General features: G+C 72.9%; 14 protein-coding genes and 1 pseudogene. 7 read left to right on the top strand and 8 right to left on the bottom strand.

The window, feature by feature from the left end; translation table 11 throughout:
• Window positions 1–7 precede the first annotated feature (7 nt).
• From HYE82_RS03245 to HYE82_RS03225, 5 genes are all read right to left on the bottom strand, one after another.
• Entirely contained in the window at window positions 8–781 is a 774-nt protein-coding gene (locus HYE82_RS03245) for an SDR family oxidoreductase (RefSeq protein WP_179172369.1), read from the bottom strand.
• 33 nt (window positions 782–814) lie between these two features.
• Window positions 815–1,996, bottom strand: a complete 1,182-nt coding sequence (locus HYE82_RS03240; RefSeq protein WP_179172368.1) for an MAB_1171c family putative transporter — start codon at window positions 1,994–1,996, stop codon at window positions 815–817.
• Window positions 1,986–2,486, bottom strand: a complete 501-nt coding sequence (locus tag HYE82_RS03235) for an ImmA/IrrE family metallo-endopeptidase (RefSeq protein WP_179172367.1) — start codon at window positions 2,484–2,486, stop codon at window positions 1,986–1,988. Before HYE82_RS03235 ends, HYE82_RS03240 begins: the two co-directional genes overlap by 11 nt.
• 262 nt (window positions 2,487–2,748) lie before the next feature.
• Window positions 2,749–5,190 (bottom strand): Tex family protein, encoded by a 2,442-nt coding sequence (locus HYE82_RS03230; protein WP_309144183.1) that lies wholly within the window; start codon window positions 5,188–5,190, stop codon window positions 2,749–2,751.
• Between the two features lie 83 nt (window positions 5,191–5,273).
• Window positions 5,274–6,140 (bottom strand): hypothetical protein, encoded by an 867-nt coding sequence (locus HYE82_RS03225; protein WP_179172365.1) that lies wholly within the window; start codon window positions 6,138–6,140, stop codon window positions 5,274–5,276.
• 545 nt (window positions 6,141–6,685) lie between these two features.
• Here HYE82_RS03225 and HYE82_RS03220 point away from each other — a divergent pair.
• Window positions 6,686–8,239, top strand: a complete 1,554-nt coding sequence (locus HYE82_RS03220) for a M1 family metallopeptidase (protein ID WP_179172364.1) — start codon at window positions 6,686–6,688, stop codon at window positions 8,237–8,239.
• Between the two features lie 30 nt (window positions 8,240–8,269).
• Here the strand turns inward: HYE82_RS03220 and HYE82_RS03215 are convergent, their stop codons facing one another.
• Window positions 8,270–9,178 carry an oxygenase MpaB family protein gene (locus tag HYE82_RS03215; RefSeq protein WP_179172363.1) on the bottom strand — a complete coding sequence of 303 codons (909 nt, stop codon included), beginning with the start codon at window positions 9,176–9,178 and terminating at the stop codon, window positions 8,270–8,272.
• Window positions 9,179–9,467: 289 nt separating this feature from the next.
• On the opposite strand from HYE82_RS03215, the gene HYE82_RS03210 reads away from it, so the two are divergent.
• Together HYE82_RS03210 and sph are read left to right on the top strand one after the other, a co-directional pair.
• The gene (locus HYE82_RS03210; RefSeq protein ID WP_179172362.1) at window positions 9,468–9,689 is read left to right on the top strand and encodes a hypothetical protein; all 222 of its coding nucleotides are present in this window, start codon (window positions 9,468–9,470) and stop codon (window positions 9,687–9,689) included.
• Between the two features lie 100 nt (window positions 9,690–9,789).
• Window positions 9,790–10,782 carry a sphingomyelin phosphodiesterase gene (sph, locus tag HYE82_RS03205; RefSeq protein ID WP_179172361.1) on the top strand — a complete coding sequence of 331 codons (993 nt, stop codon included), beginning with the start codon at window positions 9,790–9,792 and terminating at the stop codon, window positions 10,780–10,782.
• Between the two features lie 80 nt (window positions 10,783–10,862).
• Here sph and HYE82_RS03200 read toward each other — a convergent pair whose 3' ends face one another.
• Complete coding sequence (locus HYE82_RS03200) at window positions 10,863–11,408, bottom strand: flavoprotein (RefSeq protein ID WP_179172360.1); 546 nt, start codon at window positions 11,406–11,408, stop codon at window positions 10,863–10,865.
• Between the two features lie 112 nt (window positions 11,409–11,520).
• Between HYE82_RS03200 and HYE82_RS03195 the strand changes: the two genes are divergently transcribed.
• The 4 genes and pseudogenes from HYE82_RS03195 to HYE82_RS03180 all read left to right on the top strand — a co-directional run bounded on the left by HYE82_RS03195 (window position 11,521) and on the right by HYE82_RS03180 (window position 14,776).
• Window positions 11,521–12,696 carry a helix-turn-helix transcriptional regulator gene (locus HYE82_RS03195; RefSeq protein ID WP_179172359.1) on the top strand — a complete coding sequence of 392 codons (1,176 nt, stop codon included), beginning with the start codon at window positions 11,521–11,523 and terminating at the stop codon, window positions 12,694–12,696.
• A gap of 84 nt (window positions 12,697–12,780) precedes the next feature.
• Window positions 12,781–13,113, top strand: a complete 333-nt coding sequence (locus HYE82_RS03190; RefSeq protein ID WP_179172358.1) for a DUF6415 family natural product biosynthesis protein — start codon at window positions 12,781–12,783, stop codon at window positions 13,111–13,113.
• A 141-nt stretch (window positions 13,114–13,254) separates the two neighbouring features.
• Window positions 13,255–13,916: pseudogene (locus HYE82_RS03185) on the top strand (HAD family hydrolase).
• A 467-nt stretch (window positions 13,917–14,383) separates the two neighbouring features.
• Window positions 14,384–14,776: a hypothetical protein gene (locus HYE82_RS03180; protein ID WP_256986891.1), complete on the top strand. Its 393-nt coding sequence runs from the start codon at window positions 14,384–14,386 to the stop codon at window positions 14,774–14,776.
• Window positions 14,777–14,866: 90 nt separating this feature from the next.
• Here HYE82_RS03180 and HYE82_RS03175 read toward each other — a convergent pair whose 3' ends face one another.
• The gene (locus tag HYE82_RS03175) at window positions 14,867–16,729 is read right to left on the bottom strand and encodes a long-chain fatty acid--CoA ligase (protein ID WP_179172356.1); all 1,863 of its coding nucleotides are present in this window, start codon (window positions 16,727–16,729) and stop codon (window positions 14,867–14,869) included.
• Between the last annotated feature and the right edge of the window lie 82 nt (window positions 16,730–16,811).

Raw genomic sequence — 16,811 nt, 5'->3', positions numbered from 1 at the left:
CTGCCGGCTACCGGTCTGCGGGCGCGCGGCGGGTGCGGGCCATCCTGCGGGCCACGAAGCCGCGGGGGAGGTGCCTGGCGGCCAGCGCGTACGCCCGGTAGCGGCGGCCGGTGATGCTGACCGGCCGGCGCAGGGCGAGGTCCCGCAGGGCCCTGGCCACCACGGCCTCCGGTTCCAGCCAGACCGCCTCGCGCAGGGAGCTCACGTCCATGCCGGCGCGCGCCTGGAACTCGGTGCGGGTGAACCCGGGGAGCACGGCCAGCACCCGGACGCCGTACGGCTCCATGTCGACCCGCAGGGACTCGCTGAACGCGGTCACCCAGGCCTTGGCGGCCCCGTACGTGCCGGTCGGCAGCAGTCCGGCCACCGAGGACACGTTCAGCACGGCTCCCCGGCGGCGCTCGCGCAGCCCGGGGAGCACGGCGTGGGTGAGCCGCAGCGGGACCTTCACGAGCAGGTCGAGCATCCGCTCCTCGTCCTCGACGGGACCGTACGGAAAGGGGGCGGCGAGCCCGAACCCGGCGTTGTTGACGAGGATGTCGACGGGCCGGGCGGGGTCGGCGAGCCGCTCGGCCACGGCCGCGCAGCCGGCGTCGTCCAGCAGGTCGGCGGGCAGCACCTCGCACTTCGTGCCGAACTCGCGGCCGAGTTCGCGGGCGACGGCGTGCAGGCGGTCCTCGTCGCGGGCGACGAGGACGAGGTCGCAGCCCTTGGCGGCGAAGCCGCGGGCGAAGGCGGCACCGAGCCCGGCACTGGCTCCGGTGATCACTACGGTGGTCAAGACGGCGTCACTTCCTGCGGTCGTACGGGTGGTTCAGGGTGCGAAGTCGGCGGTGGCGGGCGAGCCGTAGGCCTGGGCCACGTCGACGAGGAAGCGCGCCTCGTCCTCCAGGCCGGCCTCACTGCCTGCGGAGTGCTGCATGACGGCCGGGAGCACCCAGTAGGCGGCCTGCCAGGCCTTCCCGGGCTCCCCGGCGAGCTTCGCGCCGCGTGCCTCCTTCAGGACGCAGGCCAGCGCGGCCGCCGTGCGCCGCGGCTCGGGGACCCCGCGGAGCGTGACGTGGCTGCGGGCGAGCTCCGGGATGCCGGGGGCGACGTACTCGCCGAGGATGAGGATGGCGTCGCGGGTCTCGATGACCTTGCGGTACACGAGCATGTTGCGCGGGACGGGCGGCCACAGGAGTTCCAGGAGCCGGCCCGCCCGCGGCCTGGTGAGCACGACGTGCGGGACGGCATGCACGAGGTCGTGCCACAGCGGCCACAGCCGCCAGGCGGTGGCGGTGTCGGCGGCGGTGCGGCGCAGCGCGAACACGGTCGGCACGAGGATGGCGGCGGCGCGCAGCAGCCCGTGCAGGTTCATCATCAGCGGCAGGGCGGGCATCGGCCAGGCGGTGCCGAACAGGGCCTTGAGGAGGTAGCAGAACCAGAAGACGCCGGCGAGGGCGGTGCCCAGGCCGAACAGGCGCAGCCCGAGCGCCAGTCCCCTGCTCTCGGTGCGGCGGCTGTAGCGCCAGCACAGCGCGACGCAGGTGGTGTTGGCGATCAGGTGCGCGGCAATGAGGATCAGCCAGTACGCGAGGGAGGGCACGGGGCCGCCCCGCGGCGGGATGGTGTGCGCGCCGTGCCCGGGCGCGGTCGCGTCGAGGACGACGAGGAGGGTCAGCCAGGCCGCCGTGCCCGCCCAGGCGGCGTGTTGCAGGATGCGGCCGCGGGTGGTGGACGCCACGAAAAAGACGACGGCGCCGGCGGACAGCACGCCGGTGAGGTTGCGGACGAGCCCGACGGCGTGGGCGCAGCCGGGGTCGCGCGTCGCGTACGCGACGACGTCGGGGAGGTTCAGCGTCATCGCGGCGGCGGCGGTGGCGACGGCGAGCCACAGTCCGCGCTGCTGCGGGGAGCGCAGGGCGGCGGGGGCGCGCAGCAGGACCGCGATCCACAGGCAGGCCGCGCTGGGCACGGCGAGCCAGTCGCCGAGCGCGGTGAGCTCAGTGGCCACGGCGGCGCCGCTCGTATCCCATGGCGGACTCCAGCCGGGCCAGGGTGCCGCGGAGTTCGGCGGCCGGCTGCGGGCAGGGGACGGTGGTGCGGATGCGGATCATGCTGGCGAGCATCTCCGCCTCCTGCTCCTGGCGGGTGGTGTAGTCGGCGCGGCCGAGGACGACCGGGGCCCGCCCGTCGTGCTCCTCGCCCTCCAGGGAGTGGTGGCCGAAGAGGATGTGGCCGAGCTCGTGGAGGACGATGTGCTCGCGGTGGAGCGGGGTGGTCTTCTCCTCGTAGAAGACGTAGTCGACGCGGGCGGTGCCCACCCACAGCCCGCAGACGCCGGTCTGTGCCGCCTCCTCGGGGAGCGGGTGGAGGCGGATGGGACGGCCCCGCTGCTCGGCTATCCGTCCGCACAGCCCTTCCAGCGAGAAGGGGTGCGGCAGATCCAAATGGCCGAGAATCTTCTCGCACCGTTTGCGGAGGCCGAGTTGAGAGTGGGACATGTGATCCCTCTTCGGACCCTTTCGCGGGCAGCGTCGGTAGGCATGGGCAGGCATGGGCATGGCGTCCTGTGCCGTCAAGGGGGGCCTCGGGGAGTGCGGTCCTGAGGGAAACGGAACGCCCGTCCGCCTGACGACGAACGGGCGTTCCACCATGCCTACAGATCACGTGCGGGAGTTCGCAAGACGCGTCCCCCCGCGGGGTTCCGTTTCGGCCACCTCCGCGCCACCTCCCGTACCGCTCGGCGACGCGTGCGGCCGCTAGCTAGCGCCGACGGCGGTCGTCGGAGCCGGGGCCCGCGAGCCCGGCCCGGCGCAGCGCGTCGGCCATGGCGCTGTTCGCGGGGGCCTGGGCGCCGCCGCCCTGGCCGCCCTGCCGCCGGCCCTCGCCGCCGCCGGACCGGCCACCGCCGCGCCGGCCGTCCTGGCCGCCGCGCTGCTGCGGGGGACGGTTGCCGCCGCGCCGGTCCTGGTGGTCCTCGCGCCGGCGGTCCTCGCGCTGGCGGGGCGTGCCCGCGGCGGAACCGGCCTCGTCGTCCAGCCGGAGGGTGAGCGAGATCCGCTTGCGCGGGATGTCCACGTCCAGGACCTTCACGCGGACGATGTCGCCCGGCTTGACCACGTCGCGGGGGTCCTTGACGAAGTTCTTCGACAGGGCCGAGACGTGCGCCAGACCGTCCTGGTGGACGCCGATGTCGATGAAGGCGCCGAAGGCGGCCACATTGGTGACGACGCCCTCCAGGACCATGCCGGGGGCCAGGTCGCCGATCTTCTCGACGCCCTCCTTGAAGGCGGCCGTGCGGAACGCCGGGCGCGGGTCGCGGCCCGGCTTCTCCAGCTCGCCGAGGATGTCGCTGACGGTCGGCAGGCCGAACGCCTCGGTGACGAACTGCTCGGGCTTCAGCGAGCGCAGTACCGACGTGTTGCCGATGAGGGCGGCCACCTCGCTGCCGGCGGTCTTCGCCATGGCCCGGACGACCGGGTACGCCTCGGGGTGCACGCTGGAGAAGTCCAGCGGGTCGTCGCCGCCGCGGATCCTCAGGAAGCCCGCGCACTGCTCGTACGCCTTCGGGCCGAGCCGGGGCACGTCCTTGAGGGCCTTGCGGCTGCGGAAGGGGCCGTTGGCGTCGCGATGGGCGACGATGTTCTCGGCGAGTCCGCCGCTGATGCCCGACACGCGGGCGAGCAGCGGCGCGGAGGCCGTGTTGACGTCCACGCCGACGCCGTTCACGCAGTCCTCCACGACCGCGTCGAGGGAGCGGGACAGCTTCACCTCGGACAGGTCGTGCTGGTACTGGCCGACACCGATCGACTTGGGGTCGATCTTGACGAGCTCGGCGAGGGGGTCCTGCAGGCGGCGGGCGATGGACACCGCGCCGCGCAGGGACACGTCCATGTCCGGGAGCTCCTGTGAGGCGAAGGCGGAGGCCGAATACACGGAGGCGCCCGCCTCGGAGACCATCACCTTGGTCAGCTTCAGCTCGGGGTGGCGGGAGATCAGCTCGCCCGCCAGGCGGTCGGTCTCGCGGGAGGCGGTGCCGTTGCCGATGGCGATCAGCTCGACCTCGTGCTGCTCGGCGAGGCGGGCGAGCTTGGCCAGGGCCTCGTCCCAGCGGTTCGCGGGAACGTGCGGGTGGATCACATCGGTGGCCACGACCTTGCCGGTGGCGTCCACGACGGCGACCTTCACGCCGGTGCGGAAGCCCGGGTCGAGGCCGAGGGTGGCCCGGGTGCCGGCGGGGGCCGCGAGGAGCAGGTCGCGCAGGTTGGCGGCGAAGACGCGGACTGCCTCGTCCTCGGCGGCGGAGCGCAGCCGCATCCGCAGATCGATGCCGAGGTGCACCTGGATCTTCGTACGCCAGGCCCAGCGGACCGTGTCGGCGAGCCACTTGTCGCCGGGGCGGCCCCGGTCGACCACACCGAAGCGGCGGGCGATCGTGCCCTCGTACGAGGACGGGCCGGGGACCGCTGCGGTGTCGCGGTCCTCCGGCTCCAGGACGAGGTCGAGGACGTCCTCCTTCTCGCCGCGCAGCATGGCCAGGACGCGGTGCGAGGGCAGCGCGGTGAACGGCTCGGCGAAGTCGAAGTAGTCGGCGAACTTCGCCCCCGACTCCTCCTTGCCCTCGCGGACCTTCGCGGCGAGCCGGCCGCGGCCCCACATGCGCTCGCGCAGCTCGCCGATCAGGTCGGCGTCCTCGGCGAACCGCTCGGTGAGGATGGCGCGGGCGCCCTCCAGGGCCGCGGCCGGGTCGGCGACGCCCCTGTCGGCGTCGACGAACGCGGCCGCGGCGGCGGCCGGTTCCACCGACGGGTCGGCGAGCAGGCCGTCGGCGAGCGGCTCCAGGCCCGCCTCGCGCGCGATCTGGGCCTTGGTCCGCCGCTTCGGCTTGAACGGCAGGTAGATGTCCTCCAGCCGGGCCTTGGTGTCGGCCGCGTGGATCCGGGCCTCCAGCTCGACGTCGAGCTTGCCCTGCTCCCGGACGGAGTCCAGGATCGCCGCCCGCCGGTCCTCCAGCTCCCGCAGGTAGCGCAGCCTCTCCTCGAGGGTGCGCAGCTGGGCGTCGTCGAGCATCTCGGTCGCTTCCTTGCGGTAGCGCGCGATGAACGGCACGGTGGAGCCGCCGTCGAGCAGCTCGACGGCGGCCTTGACCTGCCGTTCCCGTACGCCGAGTTCCTCGGCGATCCTGCCTTCGATGGACGTCGTCACGATCGGGTCCCGCCTGCCTTCGTTGTGCGTTGGACGGCTGCCCATTGTGGCAGGTGGCGGTGGCGGCGGCCGGGAGGCCCGCGTCAGGCGGCCTTGCCGAAGGCGTTGGAGGGGAAGGCTCCGGCGCTGACGGCCGTCGCGGCGAAACCACCGCCGAGTTCGGCGAGGCGGGCCAGGCCTTCGGCGCCCAGGTGCTCGTACGGGGCGGCGTCGAGGCGGTCGGTCTCGTCCTCCAGGTGCTCGCGGACGGCCGTGCCCTCGGCGGTGAGGTCGCCCTCGGCGTCGAGGAGGCCGCGGGCGCGCAGCCGGGCGGCGGCGGCGTCGATGTCCTCCTGCTCCCAGCCGCGGACCGCCTTGATCCACTTGGCGTTCATGCCGCGGCCGGTCGCGCTGTGGGTGACCAGGGCTTCGAGCGGGTCCAGGCCTGCGAGGAGCAGCGCGGCGACGTGGCCGTCGCCGCGGTGCTCGCGCAGCAGGGTGGTAGCGTGCCACAGCCGCAGGTGCGGTTCCTCGGGGACGGGGAGGTCGGCGTGGGCGGCGTAGAGGGGGCGGGCGTGCCGGGTGCAGGCCTCGGTGGCGCGCAGGGCCAGCTCCGCGGCCTCGGCCATCCCGGGGGAGGCGACGGTGTCGTCCCCGAGCAGGCGGCGCAGGGTGCGGTCGGCGGCGCGCAGGCGGGCGGCGAGGGCCTGCTCGGGGGTGATCGTGTCCCACACGGCGGGCAGGTGCCGGGCGAGGTGGTCGTAGCGGTAGTTGTAGAAGGTGGCGGCGACGGTGCCGGTGCCGACGGCGCCCATCGCGGCGGCCCGGGAGGACAGCGTGGCCCGGGTGTGGTCGTCGACGCCGAGGGCGGCGTACTCGGCGGTCAGGTCGGGCGAGAAGTAGATGGTCGCGTGGAGCGGGTTGATCGCGCCGTGCCAGGCGCGACGTGCGGCGTGCTCGGGAAGCGTCATGGAGGCAGGTTACCGACTGCTCGGTATGCCGGTCCGCCGGGCCCCCGGCAGGACCGATTCCGCCTCCCTGCGGCGTCGGACCGGCCGAAAGGAGTCGGCTGCGGCGCAGCGTGCCGGGGTGTGGCCGTACCGGCACTTGACCGCCCTGCGCGGGGCCGGGGCGTCGGCGTAGCCGCTGCGGCGGCGCTCCTGCCGGGCACGACGGCCCTCAGCGTTCCCGGGCCCGGCCACGACGTCCGCCCCGAACACCCGGACACGCTCCACTCCCTGCTGTCCGGATTCCTCCGCTCCGAGGAGCACTGACGCGGGTGACGCAGCCTGCCCGGGATCGTTTTCGGCCGTCTTGCGCGGCCGTCCGGTCCTGGTCGGGCGCGGCATCGGCGCAGATGCCGCTTCAGTGGCGCCGCTCGAACGCGGTCCTGCCCTCCGACGTGTGACGGCCGAATGGCGATCGTGTGACAGCAGGGGCCATGGACACGACGCGGGCGGCACGGCGTGAATACGGTCGGACAAAGCCATCCCCCTCACCACTTGGAGCTGCCCTCGTGCACCGCAAAGTGATCGCCCCGAGCGTGCTCGCCGCCTCCCTGCTGCTGGTGATCCCGGCATCGGCCGCGGGTTCCGCCGCGGGCGCCCCGGGTATCGGCGACCCCTACTACCCGGCCAGCGGCAACGGCGGGTACGACGTGTCCCACTACGACCTGCGCCTGAAGTACCAGCCGAAGACGGACCTCCTGGAGGGCACGGCCACCCTGCTGGCCACCGCCACCCAGGACCTGTCCCGCTTCAACCTCGACTTCGGGCTCAAGGTCAGCGAGGTCCGCGTCAACGGCGCCAAGGCCGGCTTCGCCGCCTCCGGTGCGCACGAGCTGGAGGTCACTCCCGCCCAGGCGCTGCCGAAGGGCCGCCAGGCAACCGTCGTCGTCAAGTACGCGGGCAAGCCCTCGGAGTTCAAGGTCGACGGCTGGTCCGCCTGGCAGCGCACCCCGGACGGCGGTGTCGCCGCGCAGGAGCCGGACGCGGCCGCCTGGTGGTTCCCGAGCAACGACCACCCGCTCGACAAGGCCACCTTCGACATCTCCGTGAACGTCCCCGACGGCACGCAGGCCATCAGCAACGGCGTCCTGCAGTCCCAGAGTTCACGGCTCGGCTGGACGCGCTACAACTGGCGCTCGAACAAGCCGCAGGCCACGTACCTGGCCACCCTCGCCGTCGGCAAGTTCGACATCACCACCGACAAGACCGCGAGCGGCCTGCCCGTCCTCAACGCCTACAGCAAGGACCTCGGCGACAACGCGGGCGCGGCGCGCGCCAGCGTGGAGCGGACCGCCGAGGTCACCGAATGGCTGGAGGGGGTCTTCGGCCCGTACCCCTTCAACGCGCTGGGCGGCTACGTGCCCAACGTGCCGTCCGGCTTCGCACTGGAGACCCAGACCCGCCCGTTCTACAGCCCCCGCCAGTTCGCGAACGGCGCCAACGTGTCGGTCGTGGTGCACGAGCTGGCCCACCAGTGGTACGGCGACAGCGTCTCCGTCGACGGCTGGAAGGACATCTGGATCAACGAGGGCTTCGCCCGCTACAGCCAGTGGCTGTGGTCGGAGAAGGAGGGCGAGGGCACCGCGCAGGAGCTGGCCGACTGGGCGTACGGACTGCGCGCCGCGGACGACCCGTTCTGGCAGGTCAAGCCGGGCGACCCGGGCCCGGACAACCAGTTCCACCTCGCCGTGTACGACCGCGGGGCGATCGCCCTGCAGGCGCTGCGCAACGAGATCGGCGACGAGAAGTTCTTCGCGATCCTCAAGGGCTGGCCGACGGAGCGGGCCTACGGCAACGCCAAGGTCGGCGACTTCGTCCGGTACGCGGAGAAGGTGTCCGGCAAGCCGCTCGCCCAGCTGTTCGAGACCTGGCTGTACACCCCGGGCAAGCCGGCGTTCGCCCCGCCGGCCGCCGCGTCGAAGGACTCCCGCTCGCTGCGATCGCCGTCCGCGGAGCCGGTGGAGCCGAAGTCGTGGAAGAAGATCGCCGCCACGGACGCGGTCCACGACCGCGACCACGGCAGCGGCAGCGGCAGCGGTCACGGCAGGGGCCACGGCCACTGACCCGTACGGACGAGCGCGCGCCGGCCTCCCTCAGCGGGCGCCGGCGCGCCACTCCGCGCGCGCCCGGTAGGCGAGGGGCAGGTACCGCACCCGCTCCGGCAGGAGCGGCACCAGCAGGCGTACGGCCGTGCTGAACCGCCGGAGCTTCCGCTCCTGGGCCGCGGTCCACTCCAGCCCGATGGCGGCCCGGGCGTCGGGCGGCATGTACCCGACGGTGACGAAGGCCCGCAAGCGCAGGAACGCCGCCCGCAGCACCGGCCAGAAGACCCGCAGCAGCAGCCGCACGGGCAGCGGGCCGCCCGTGGGGCGCGGCAGGGGCACGTCGGTGGCCACCAGCTCCCGGGCGACCTTGGTCGGCTCGATCTCCTCGGCCAGCATCCGCCGGTAGTACGGCCAGTACTCCTCGACGGTCCGGGGCATGTCCCGGTCCCGCAGGCCCAGGATCCGCCCCACCTGGAGCCACTCCCGGTACAGCTGCCGCTCCTGCGCCGGGGTGAAGCGGCGCAGCAGGTAGCGCCCGGCGTACAGGTAGATCGGGAACCCGGTGGCGTGCACCCACGCGTAGCAGGCGGGGTCGAGGGAGTGGTAGCGCCGGCCCCGGGTGTCCGTGCCCTGGATCTCCTTGTGCAGGCGGCGCACCCGGCGGCCCTCCTCGGCGGCCTGCTCCCCGCCGTACACCCACAGCTGGACGGAGCGCAGCGAGCGCTCGCCGCGCCCCCAGGGGTCGGTGCGGAAGACCGAGTGCTCGTCGACGCCGGCGCCGATGGCGGGGTGGGCGACCTGCATGGTGAAGGCGGCGGGCAGCATCAGCAGCGCCCGGATGTCCCCCGAGATGGTCCACAGCACCCCTCCGGGGGCCGGCGGCTCCGGGTCGGCCCGGCGGGCGCCGGCCGGGCGCGGGCCGGGGCCCGGTGCGGCGGGCTGCTGTGCGGTGGTCATGTGCGTCCCCCTGGTTCGGTGCTCCGTACGTCCAGTATGGCCCGCGCGGGGGCCATACCCCCAGGTCGGCGGCCCTGGGCGGCACAGCCGGCCGGCGGCGCCGGACCCGGTGGTGTGAGGGGCCGACGAGCGACGACATCCCGGCGGTTGTGGACCGGGGCGGCTACCCGGAGGCGGTGACGCCCTGGGACGAAGCGCCTTGGCGGGCCGCGGTGTTCGCGTGGGTGGAGCGTGAACCCGCCGCCCGCGGGCTGCGCGCGACGGGCCGTCGCGAGGCGCGTCCGCGACCGTGGTCGGCCTGGCACGCCTGACCGCCGACGAGACTGCGGCACCCGCGGGCACCGCCGCAGCCGGCGGCCGGATCCCCCGCCACCCCCTGCGGTTCAAGGCCGATCCGCCGGCCGGCGCCTTCGCGGCGGGGCCGGCCGAGGCCCTCGCCCGCCGGGTGCCCGGACACGTGCCCGCACCGCTCGCGGTACGCCGCCGGCTGCTGTCCGAGCCCGCACTGTAGGACAACCGCCAGAAAGTGTTGTCACGGGTGTTACCCAGAGGTAACTGCGGCTGCTTGGATTGCGGGCGTCGATCTCCCCCACAGCCATGCTGGAGAGTTCATGCCGCACTCCGAGCACACCCGTCGTCACCGCGCCGCCGCGGCTGCCGTCGCGGCGGTCGCCGCCGGCGCCCTGACCGTCGCCACCGCTCCCGCCGCCGGCGCGGCGGAGGGCGGCACGGCCCCCCGGCTCAGCGTCCTGACGTACAACGTGTTCCTGATGAGCAAGAACCTGTACCCCAACTGGGGCCAGGACCACCGGGCTTCGGCGATACCCCGGACCTCCTTCTACCAGGGCCACGACGTGGTCGTGCTCCAGGAGGCCTTCGACAACGGGGCCTCGGACGCGCTGAAGGCCAACTCGGCGGCGCAGTACCCGTACCAGACCCCGGTCGTCGGCCGCAGCAAGACCGGCTGGGACGCGACGGGCGGCGCCTACTCCTCCACCACCCCGGAGGACGGCGGAGTCACGATCCTCAGCAAGTGGCCGATCGTCCGCAAGGAGCAGTTCGTCTACAAGGACGCCTGCGGCGCCGACTGGTGGTCCAACAAGGGCTTCGCGTACGTCGTGCTGGACGTGGGCGGCGCGAAGGTGCACGTGGTCGGCACGCACGCGCAGTCCACCGACCCGGGCTGCGGCGCGGGTGAGGCGGCGCAGATGCGCGCCCGCCAGTTCCAGGCGATCGACGCCTTCCTGGACGGCAAGAACATCCCGGCGAACGAGCAGGTCATCGTCGCCGGCGACATGAACGTCGACTCGCGCACCCCGGAATACGCCTCCATGCTCGCGGGCGCCGACCTGGCGGACTCCGACACGCGCACGGGGCACCCGTACTCCTTCGACACGGGCCTGAACTCGATCGCGAACTACCGCTACCCCACGGACCCGCGCGAGGACCTGGACTACGTCCTGTACCGCAAGGGCAACGCCCGCCCGGCCGGCTGGGAGAACAACGTGGTCAAGGAGGAGTCCGCCCCGTGGACGGTCTCCAGCTGGGGCACGTCCTACACGTACACCAACCTCTCGGACCACTACCCGGTCATCGGCCGCTGACCCCGCACGACCGATCCCGCCGGTGGCGGGCCCGCCCCCTCTCCGCCCAACGGGCCGCGGGAGGGGGCGTCTTCGTGCGCTCAGGCCCCGTGTACCGGCACCATGCCGTCCACGGCGTCCAGGGCGGGCCCCCACGGGTACGGCTTCTTCTCGCCCGGCTGGTTCGGCACGAACCCGCCCTCGCCGTACAGCACCCGGACGCCGGCCGACCGGAGCGTTTCCAGCGACAGCGGGAACTGGGGGTGCTGCGCATATGCGGCATTCACGCACGGCATGACGGCCATCGGGACGCCCTTGCCGATGCCCTCCGCCACGACCCCGACGGCCCACGTATCGGTGATCCCCAGCGCCCACCGGTTGACGGTGTTCATGGTCGCCGGGGCGAACAGCACGGCGTCCGCGGGTGGCCACACGTCCGGCCCTCCGGGCCGCTTGTACCGCGTGCGCACCGGGTGCCCGGTCAGAGCGGCCAACCCCGGGAGGCTGTCCTCCAGCCAGTCCGCAGCCGTCGGGGTCAGGCCCAGGCAGACGTCCCAGCCGCGACGCTGCGCCTCTTCCACCACCCCCGCGATCTCGAAAACGGGCGGGGCAGCCGAGCAGAGCAGGTACAAGGTCCTCGTCGTCATGGCTCCCGAGCCTATGCAACCGCCCCCAACCCCCAAGGAGCCGGGAGCGACGACGCACCCAGCGCCGCGGGACGGGTACCGTCCTTGAGACGAGTCTTGGACGGAGACCAGCATGCCTCTACCCGACGATGGCCACACTGGTTCTCGGATCAGGGAGCAGCGTCGCTTACGACGTCTTTCGCAGCGCGAGTTGGCCGACCGAATTCCGTACAGCCTCAGCCTGCTGACCCAGGTCGAGTGCGGCGCTCGGTCCGCAACTCCCGGTTTCGTGGCGGCAGTGGCGCGAGCACTGGGGGTGGACACATCCAAGCTGACAGGGCCGCCGGCCATGGCACTGCTGCCCTCCGAGCGACTGCTCGGCCTTGTCGCCCCGATCCGGGAGGCGCTCGACCGGTTCGACCTCGGACCGAACCCGGACCTGACCGCTGTCCGGCCGGTGCCCAAGCTGATCGCCGAGGCGGACGCGCTGTGCCGGCAGGTACGTGCCGCGCACCTGCGTGCGGCGGCCGATGCGCTGCCAGGCCTGATCGTGGAACTGACCCACACGGTGTGGACCGCCCCGTCGACGCCGCTGTGGCGGGCCCTCGCCTCGGCGTACCGGACCGCCCACGATGTGGCGCTGAAGCTTGACCACCCTGACCTCGCCCGCGTCGCCCTGGACCGGATGGGATGGGCCGCGGGTCGGGCCTCGGACCCGTGCACCGAGGCGGTGCAGCGGTACAAGCGGGCGATCCTCTGGCGCTGTGCGACGAGCCTGCCGCTGATCTCGTCGGGGCACAGCCTGCTGGCCGAGGAGACGAGCCGTGAGGCCCTCGCCGTGGCCGGGCAGCTGCACCTCGGGGCGGCCACGGTGGCCGCGAAGAACGAGGACGCCACGGCTGTGGCAACGCATCTGGCCGCCGCCCGCGACCTGGCGGACCGCGTTGGCGGCGAAGCCAGGGAAGTGCACTGGCTGTCGTTCGGGCAGGTCAACATCGAGCTGCACGAGCTTGGTGCATCGATCGCGATGCGCCGCTTCGATGATGCTCTCGGTCAGGCCCGCGCGCTGAAACTGCCGGAGTCGATGTTGATGTCACGCCGGGCCCGCTATTTGGTGGATCGGGCGCTTGTCGAGATGGAGGCCGGCTCCGCCAAGACGTCACTGCGGTACTTGGCGGAGGCCAGGAAGTTGGCGCCCGAACAGACACGGCATCTGCCCGGCACCCGGACCACCATCCGCGGACTGGTGCACATGTCGCGGCGAGCCCCGGACAGCCTCGGGGGGATGGCCCGCTGGGTCGGCATGTAGCACTCACAATTCTGTGAGTGTTCATCCCTCGCCCGGCCGTCACGCTGGTGTCTCCACCTCCGCACGACGACAGGGAGCACCGGCATGGCCGTGCCGCAGGATCACGTGGACGCGACCGAACTGGTCGCCCGGGCGCTCGCCCCGTACGGGGAACGCCCCGGTCCGGAAGGTGTCGCGGCGCTCACCGATGGCCTGATCACCTGCGGGCAGAAGCTGCACGACGCCCTCTGCGAGATGCCTTCGCAGCAGCGCCCCGTCGGGGCGTTCGAGGCCCTCGCCGAATGGGAGTACTTCGCGGCGGTCGGCCCGCTGGGGTCCGGCCCCCACGCGAACTGGAACCACGCCCGGGGCTTGGCCAGGATCATCCGGCAGCTGATGCGCGCACTGGAGCACGCAGTCGAGGCAAGCGCTTCGTGACCCGGTGCGTTCTCGAAGGCCTGTACGTCGTGGTCCTGCTCGCGGCGTTCGGCCTGCTCGTCGCCGGTATCGCACATGCCTGAGACCCCGGCCCGCTCCTCGCCCGCGCGAGGCTGGGTCGGGCCCGCCTAGGCTGCGCGCATGACGATTCGCGCTGTCGTGTTCGATGTCGCTGAGTGTCTGGTCGACGAGACTCGTGAGTACGGCACCGCGGACTGGCTCGGCGTCCCCCGCCACACCTTCGCCGCGCCTTCGGTGCGGTCATCGCCCGAGGCCAGGACTACCGCGAGTCCTTCCAGGTCTTCCGACCCGGCTTCGACCTCACCGAGCAGCGCGAGGCCCGCGCTGCCGCGGGGAAGCCGGAGTGGTTCGGTGAGGGCGACCTCTACCCGGACGTCCGGCCCGCCCTCGCCCAACTCCGCGCCGACGGCCTGTGGCTCGGCATCGCCGGAAACCAGACCGTTCGCGCCGGCGGCCTGCTGCGCGAGCTGTTCACGAAGGACGTGGACCTGATCGGCACCTCGGACGACTGGGGCGCCGGCAAGCCCGACCCCGAGTTCTTCGAGCGGGTGGCCGCGGTCGTCCCGGCCGCCGCGTCGGAGATTCTCTATGTCGGTGACCGCGTCGACAACGACCTGCGCCCCGGTAAGCAGGCGGGTATGCACACCGCGCTGATCCGCCGGGGCCCCTGGGCCACGATCCAGTGGGACACCGCCGAGGCACGCGAGCTCCCGACGTTCCGCATCGAGAGCCTCGCCGATCTGTCCCCCCGGATGGCCGAGTTCAACGAGCAAGAGCACTGACCACGGCGTCCCAGCCGTAAAGCCGGCCATCGAGGTCGCGGACGTACTGCTCGTGCTCCCACGGCCCGAGGGCGCGCCGCACCTCGCGGACCCGCTCCAGCCTGGTTGCGTACCAGTGGGTTTCCAGCAGGAGGAGCGCGCTGAGCGCGTACCGGGCAGCGTCCTCGGGCCGCTCGGCAGCGACCTCGACGGCGGCCAGGTCACCAGGAGCTCGGTGAGGACCTGACGGATGGCGTCGCCGACTCCCCGGCGGCGTGCTAGTACCCACTCCGCGGTTGGTTCTGGAGCGGCGCAGGTCAACGCTGACCGCCTCATGACCGGCGGCGGCCCGACACCCGGCAGGCGTCTCGCTGTTCTGCCGGCAGTGCGTGTGGAGCTGCTTCATCTGTGCCACATGTCAGAATCCGGCCATGACGTGCGATGTGTGTGGACACGAGATGCGGCAGGCGCCGGTAACGGAACCGCGAATGGCGTGGGACTTGCCGGTGAAGGAGCGGTGGTTCTGCTCCTGGTGTTACGCGTGGACCGAGCTGGGACACGATCCCCGTGAGGTCTCACGGCCGCAGTACGAGCCCATGTACGGGCGCTGGGAGCGGGCAGAATCGCCGGAGTTGCCCGAGGACGTGGCCCATGCCTACGACACGGCCTATGCCTATACGGATTCCGGCGCGACCCTGTGCGGCATAGAACACGTCAGCCTCTCTGTCTCTCCGTACTTGTGGGTGCCGGATTGGAACAACGCCTGCGGCGCCTGCAAGAAGGCCGCGGCCGTCATCGACCAGCGCTGGCCGCTGAACATGCGCGGCGGGAAGCGTGTCAACCCGACGCCTCCCCCCGGTTCCAGCTGGCCCCCCTTCTAGGACTGCCGACGCGTGGAGCCGGTCGTCGAGGTCGCGTCGCGCGGTGGGGTGGCCCCCGGCCGTCGCGGGCCGGGGGCAGCCCGTGTCGGGTTACGGGGTTTCGTGCGGGGCCGCGTACAGGGTCTCGATCAGGTCCGCGTACTTTTCGCGGACCACACGGCGGCGGAGTTTGAGCGAGGGGGTCAGTTCTCCCGACTCCGGGCCCCATTCCGTGGTCAGCAGGCGGTAGCGCTTGATCTGTTCGGTGCGGTTGAGGCGGGCGTTGGCCGCCTCGACCGCGCGGGCGACCTCCTCGCGGACCGCCGGGTGGCTGGCGAGTTCCGCGAGGGAGTCGGCACCGATGCCGCGGGATGCGGCCCAGGCCGGGGCCAGCTCCGGGTCCAGGACCAGCAGGGCGACCAGGTAGGAGCGGCCGTCGCCGTGCACCATGGCCTGGCCGATCAGGGGGTGTTCCTTGACGGTGTTCTCGACCAGGGCGGGCGAGACGTTCTTGCCGGTCGAGGTGACGATGAGCTCCTTCTTGCGGTCCGTCAGCCACAGGAAGCCGTCCTCGTCGAGCCGGCCCACGTCCCCGGTCGGGAACCAGCCGTCGGCGTCGTGCGCCGGCTCCAGCGAGCCGTCGGGCCGCAGGTAGCCGCCGAAGACGGTCTCGCCGCGGGCGAGGATCTCCCCGTCCTCGGCCAGCCGCAGCTCCAGGCCGTCGATCGGGCGGCCGACGGAGCCGAGCCGGAAGGCGTCGGGGCTGTTGACGGTGCAGACGCCCGAGGTCTCGGTCAGGCCCCAGGCATCCATGATCGTGATCCCCCAGCCGGCCCAGAAGCGGACCACGTCGATCGGCATCGGCGCGGTGGCGCTGGCCGTCCACAGCAGGCGGTCCAGGCCGGCCAGGCCGAGCAGCGGGTCGAGGACCTGCTCCTTGGCCCGGGCGTACGAGGCTTCGAGCGCGGCCGGGACCGTCTCGCCGCGCTCGCGGTGCCCGGCCCGGGTGCGGGCGAGGTCGCCCGCCGCCTCGATGGCCTCCCGCTGCCCGGCCGGCAGCTGTGCGAGCACCGCCCGTACGGACGCGGCGAGCTTCTCCCACACCCGGGGCACGCCGAAGAACTGCACCGGCCGCAGTTCGCGGACGGCCGGCGCGACGGCGGCCGGGTCGGCGACCATCCGGACGTGCGCCGCCCGCAGCAGCGGCAGGTAGATCCCGAGGATGCGCTCGGCGATGTGCGCGAAGGGCAGGTAGCAGATGTGCTCGGCGTGTTCCGGGAGCTCGACGCGCCGGTCCAGGCGGACGGACTGGAGGAGGATGTTGCGGTGGGTCAGCCGGACGCCCTTGGGGTCGCGGGTGGTGCCCGAGGTGTAGACGACGGTCAGCGGGTCCTCGGGCCGGGTCTCCTGCCAGGCCTTGTCGAAGGCGTCGGCGCGGTGCAGCCGGGCCCCGCTCGCGTAGAGGGATGCGTACGTGCCGTGGCCGCCGCCGGCCGCGGCGTCGGCCACGATCAGCCGCTGCAGGGGGACGGTGGGGTCGGCGATCAGCGGCTCCCACCGGGCGAGCTCCCGGGCGCCCTCGACGAGGGCGAGGCGGGCCCGGCTGTGGCGGGCGATGTGGGCGATCTGGCCGGGCGCGGAGGTCCCGTACACGGTGACGGGGACGGCGCCGAGGTGGACGAGGGCGAGGTCGCTGAGCCAGTGCTCGGGCCGGTTCCCCATCATGATCAGGACGTGGTCGCCGCGCTCGACGCCGAGGGCGGCGTACCCGGCGGCGAGGACGGCGACCCGGCGCCGGACCTCGGCCCAGCCGAGGGTGGTCCAGCCGGAGGAGCCGGAGGAGCCGGGGCCGGTGGCCGTGCCGGTGCGCCACGAGAGGGCGGGGAGGTCGCCGTACTCGGCGGCGTTGCGTGCCAGCAGGGCGGGGAGGGTGAGCTCCTCGGGACGTCCGGGCAGTCGCAGTTTCGTGGTCATGGGCAGCTCCTGGCCGTTTCACATCGTTGGTGCGACAGCAATACTGTTGAACCGCGGTACCGGAACGGGACGTGCTGATCAG

The organism is Streptomyces sp. BR123, assembly GCF_013401435.1.
Lineage (GTDB): Bacteria > Actinomycetota > Actinomycetes > Streptomycetales > Streptomycetaceae > Streptomyces.
Note: the sequence above shows the minus strand (reverse complement) of the source record. Positions and strands in the feature narration are given on the sequence as shown.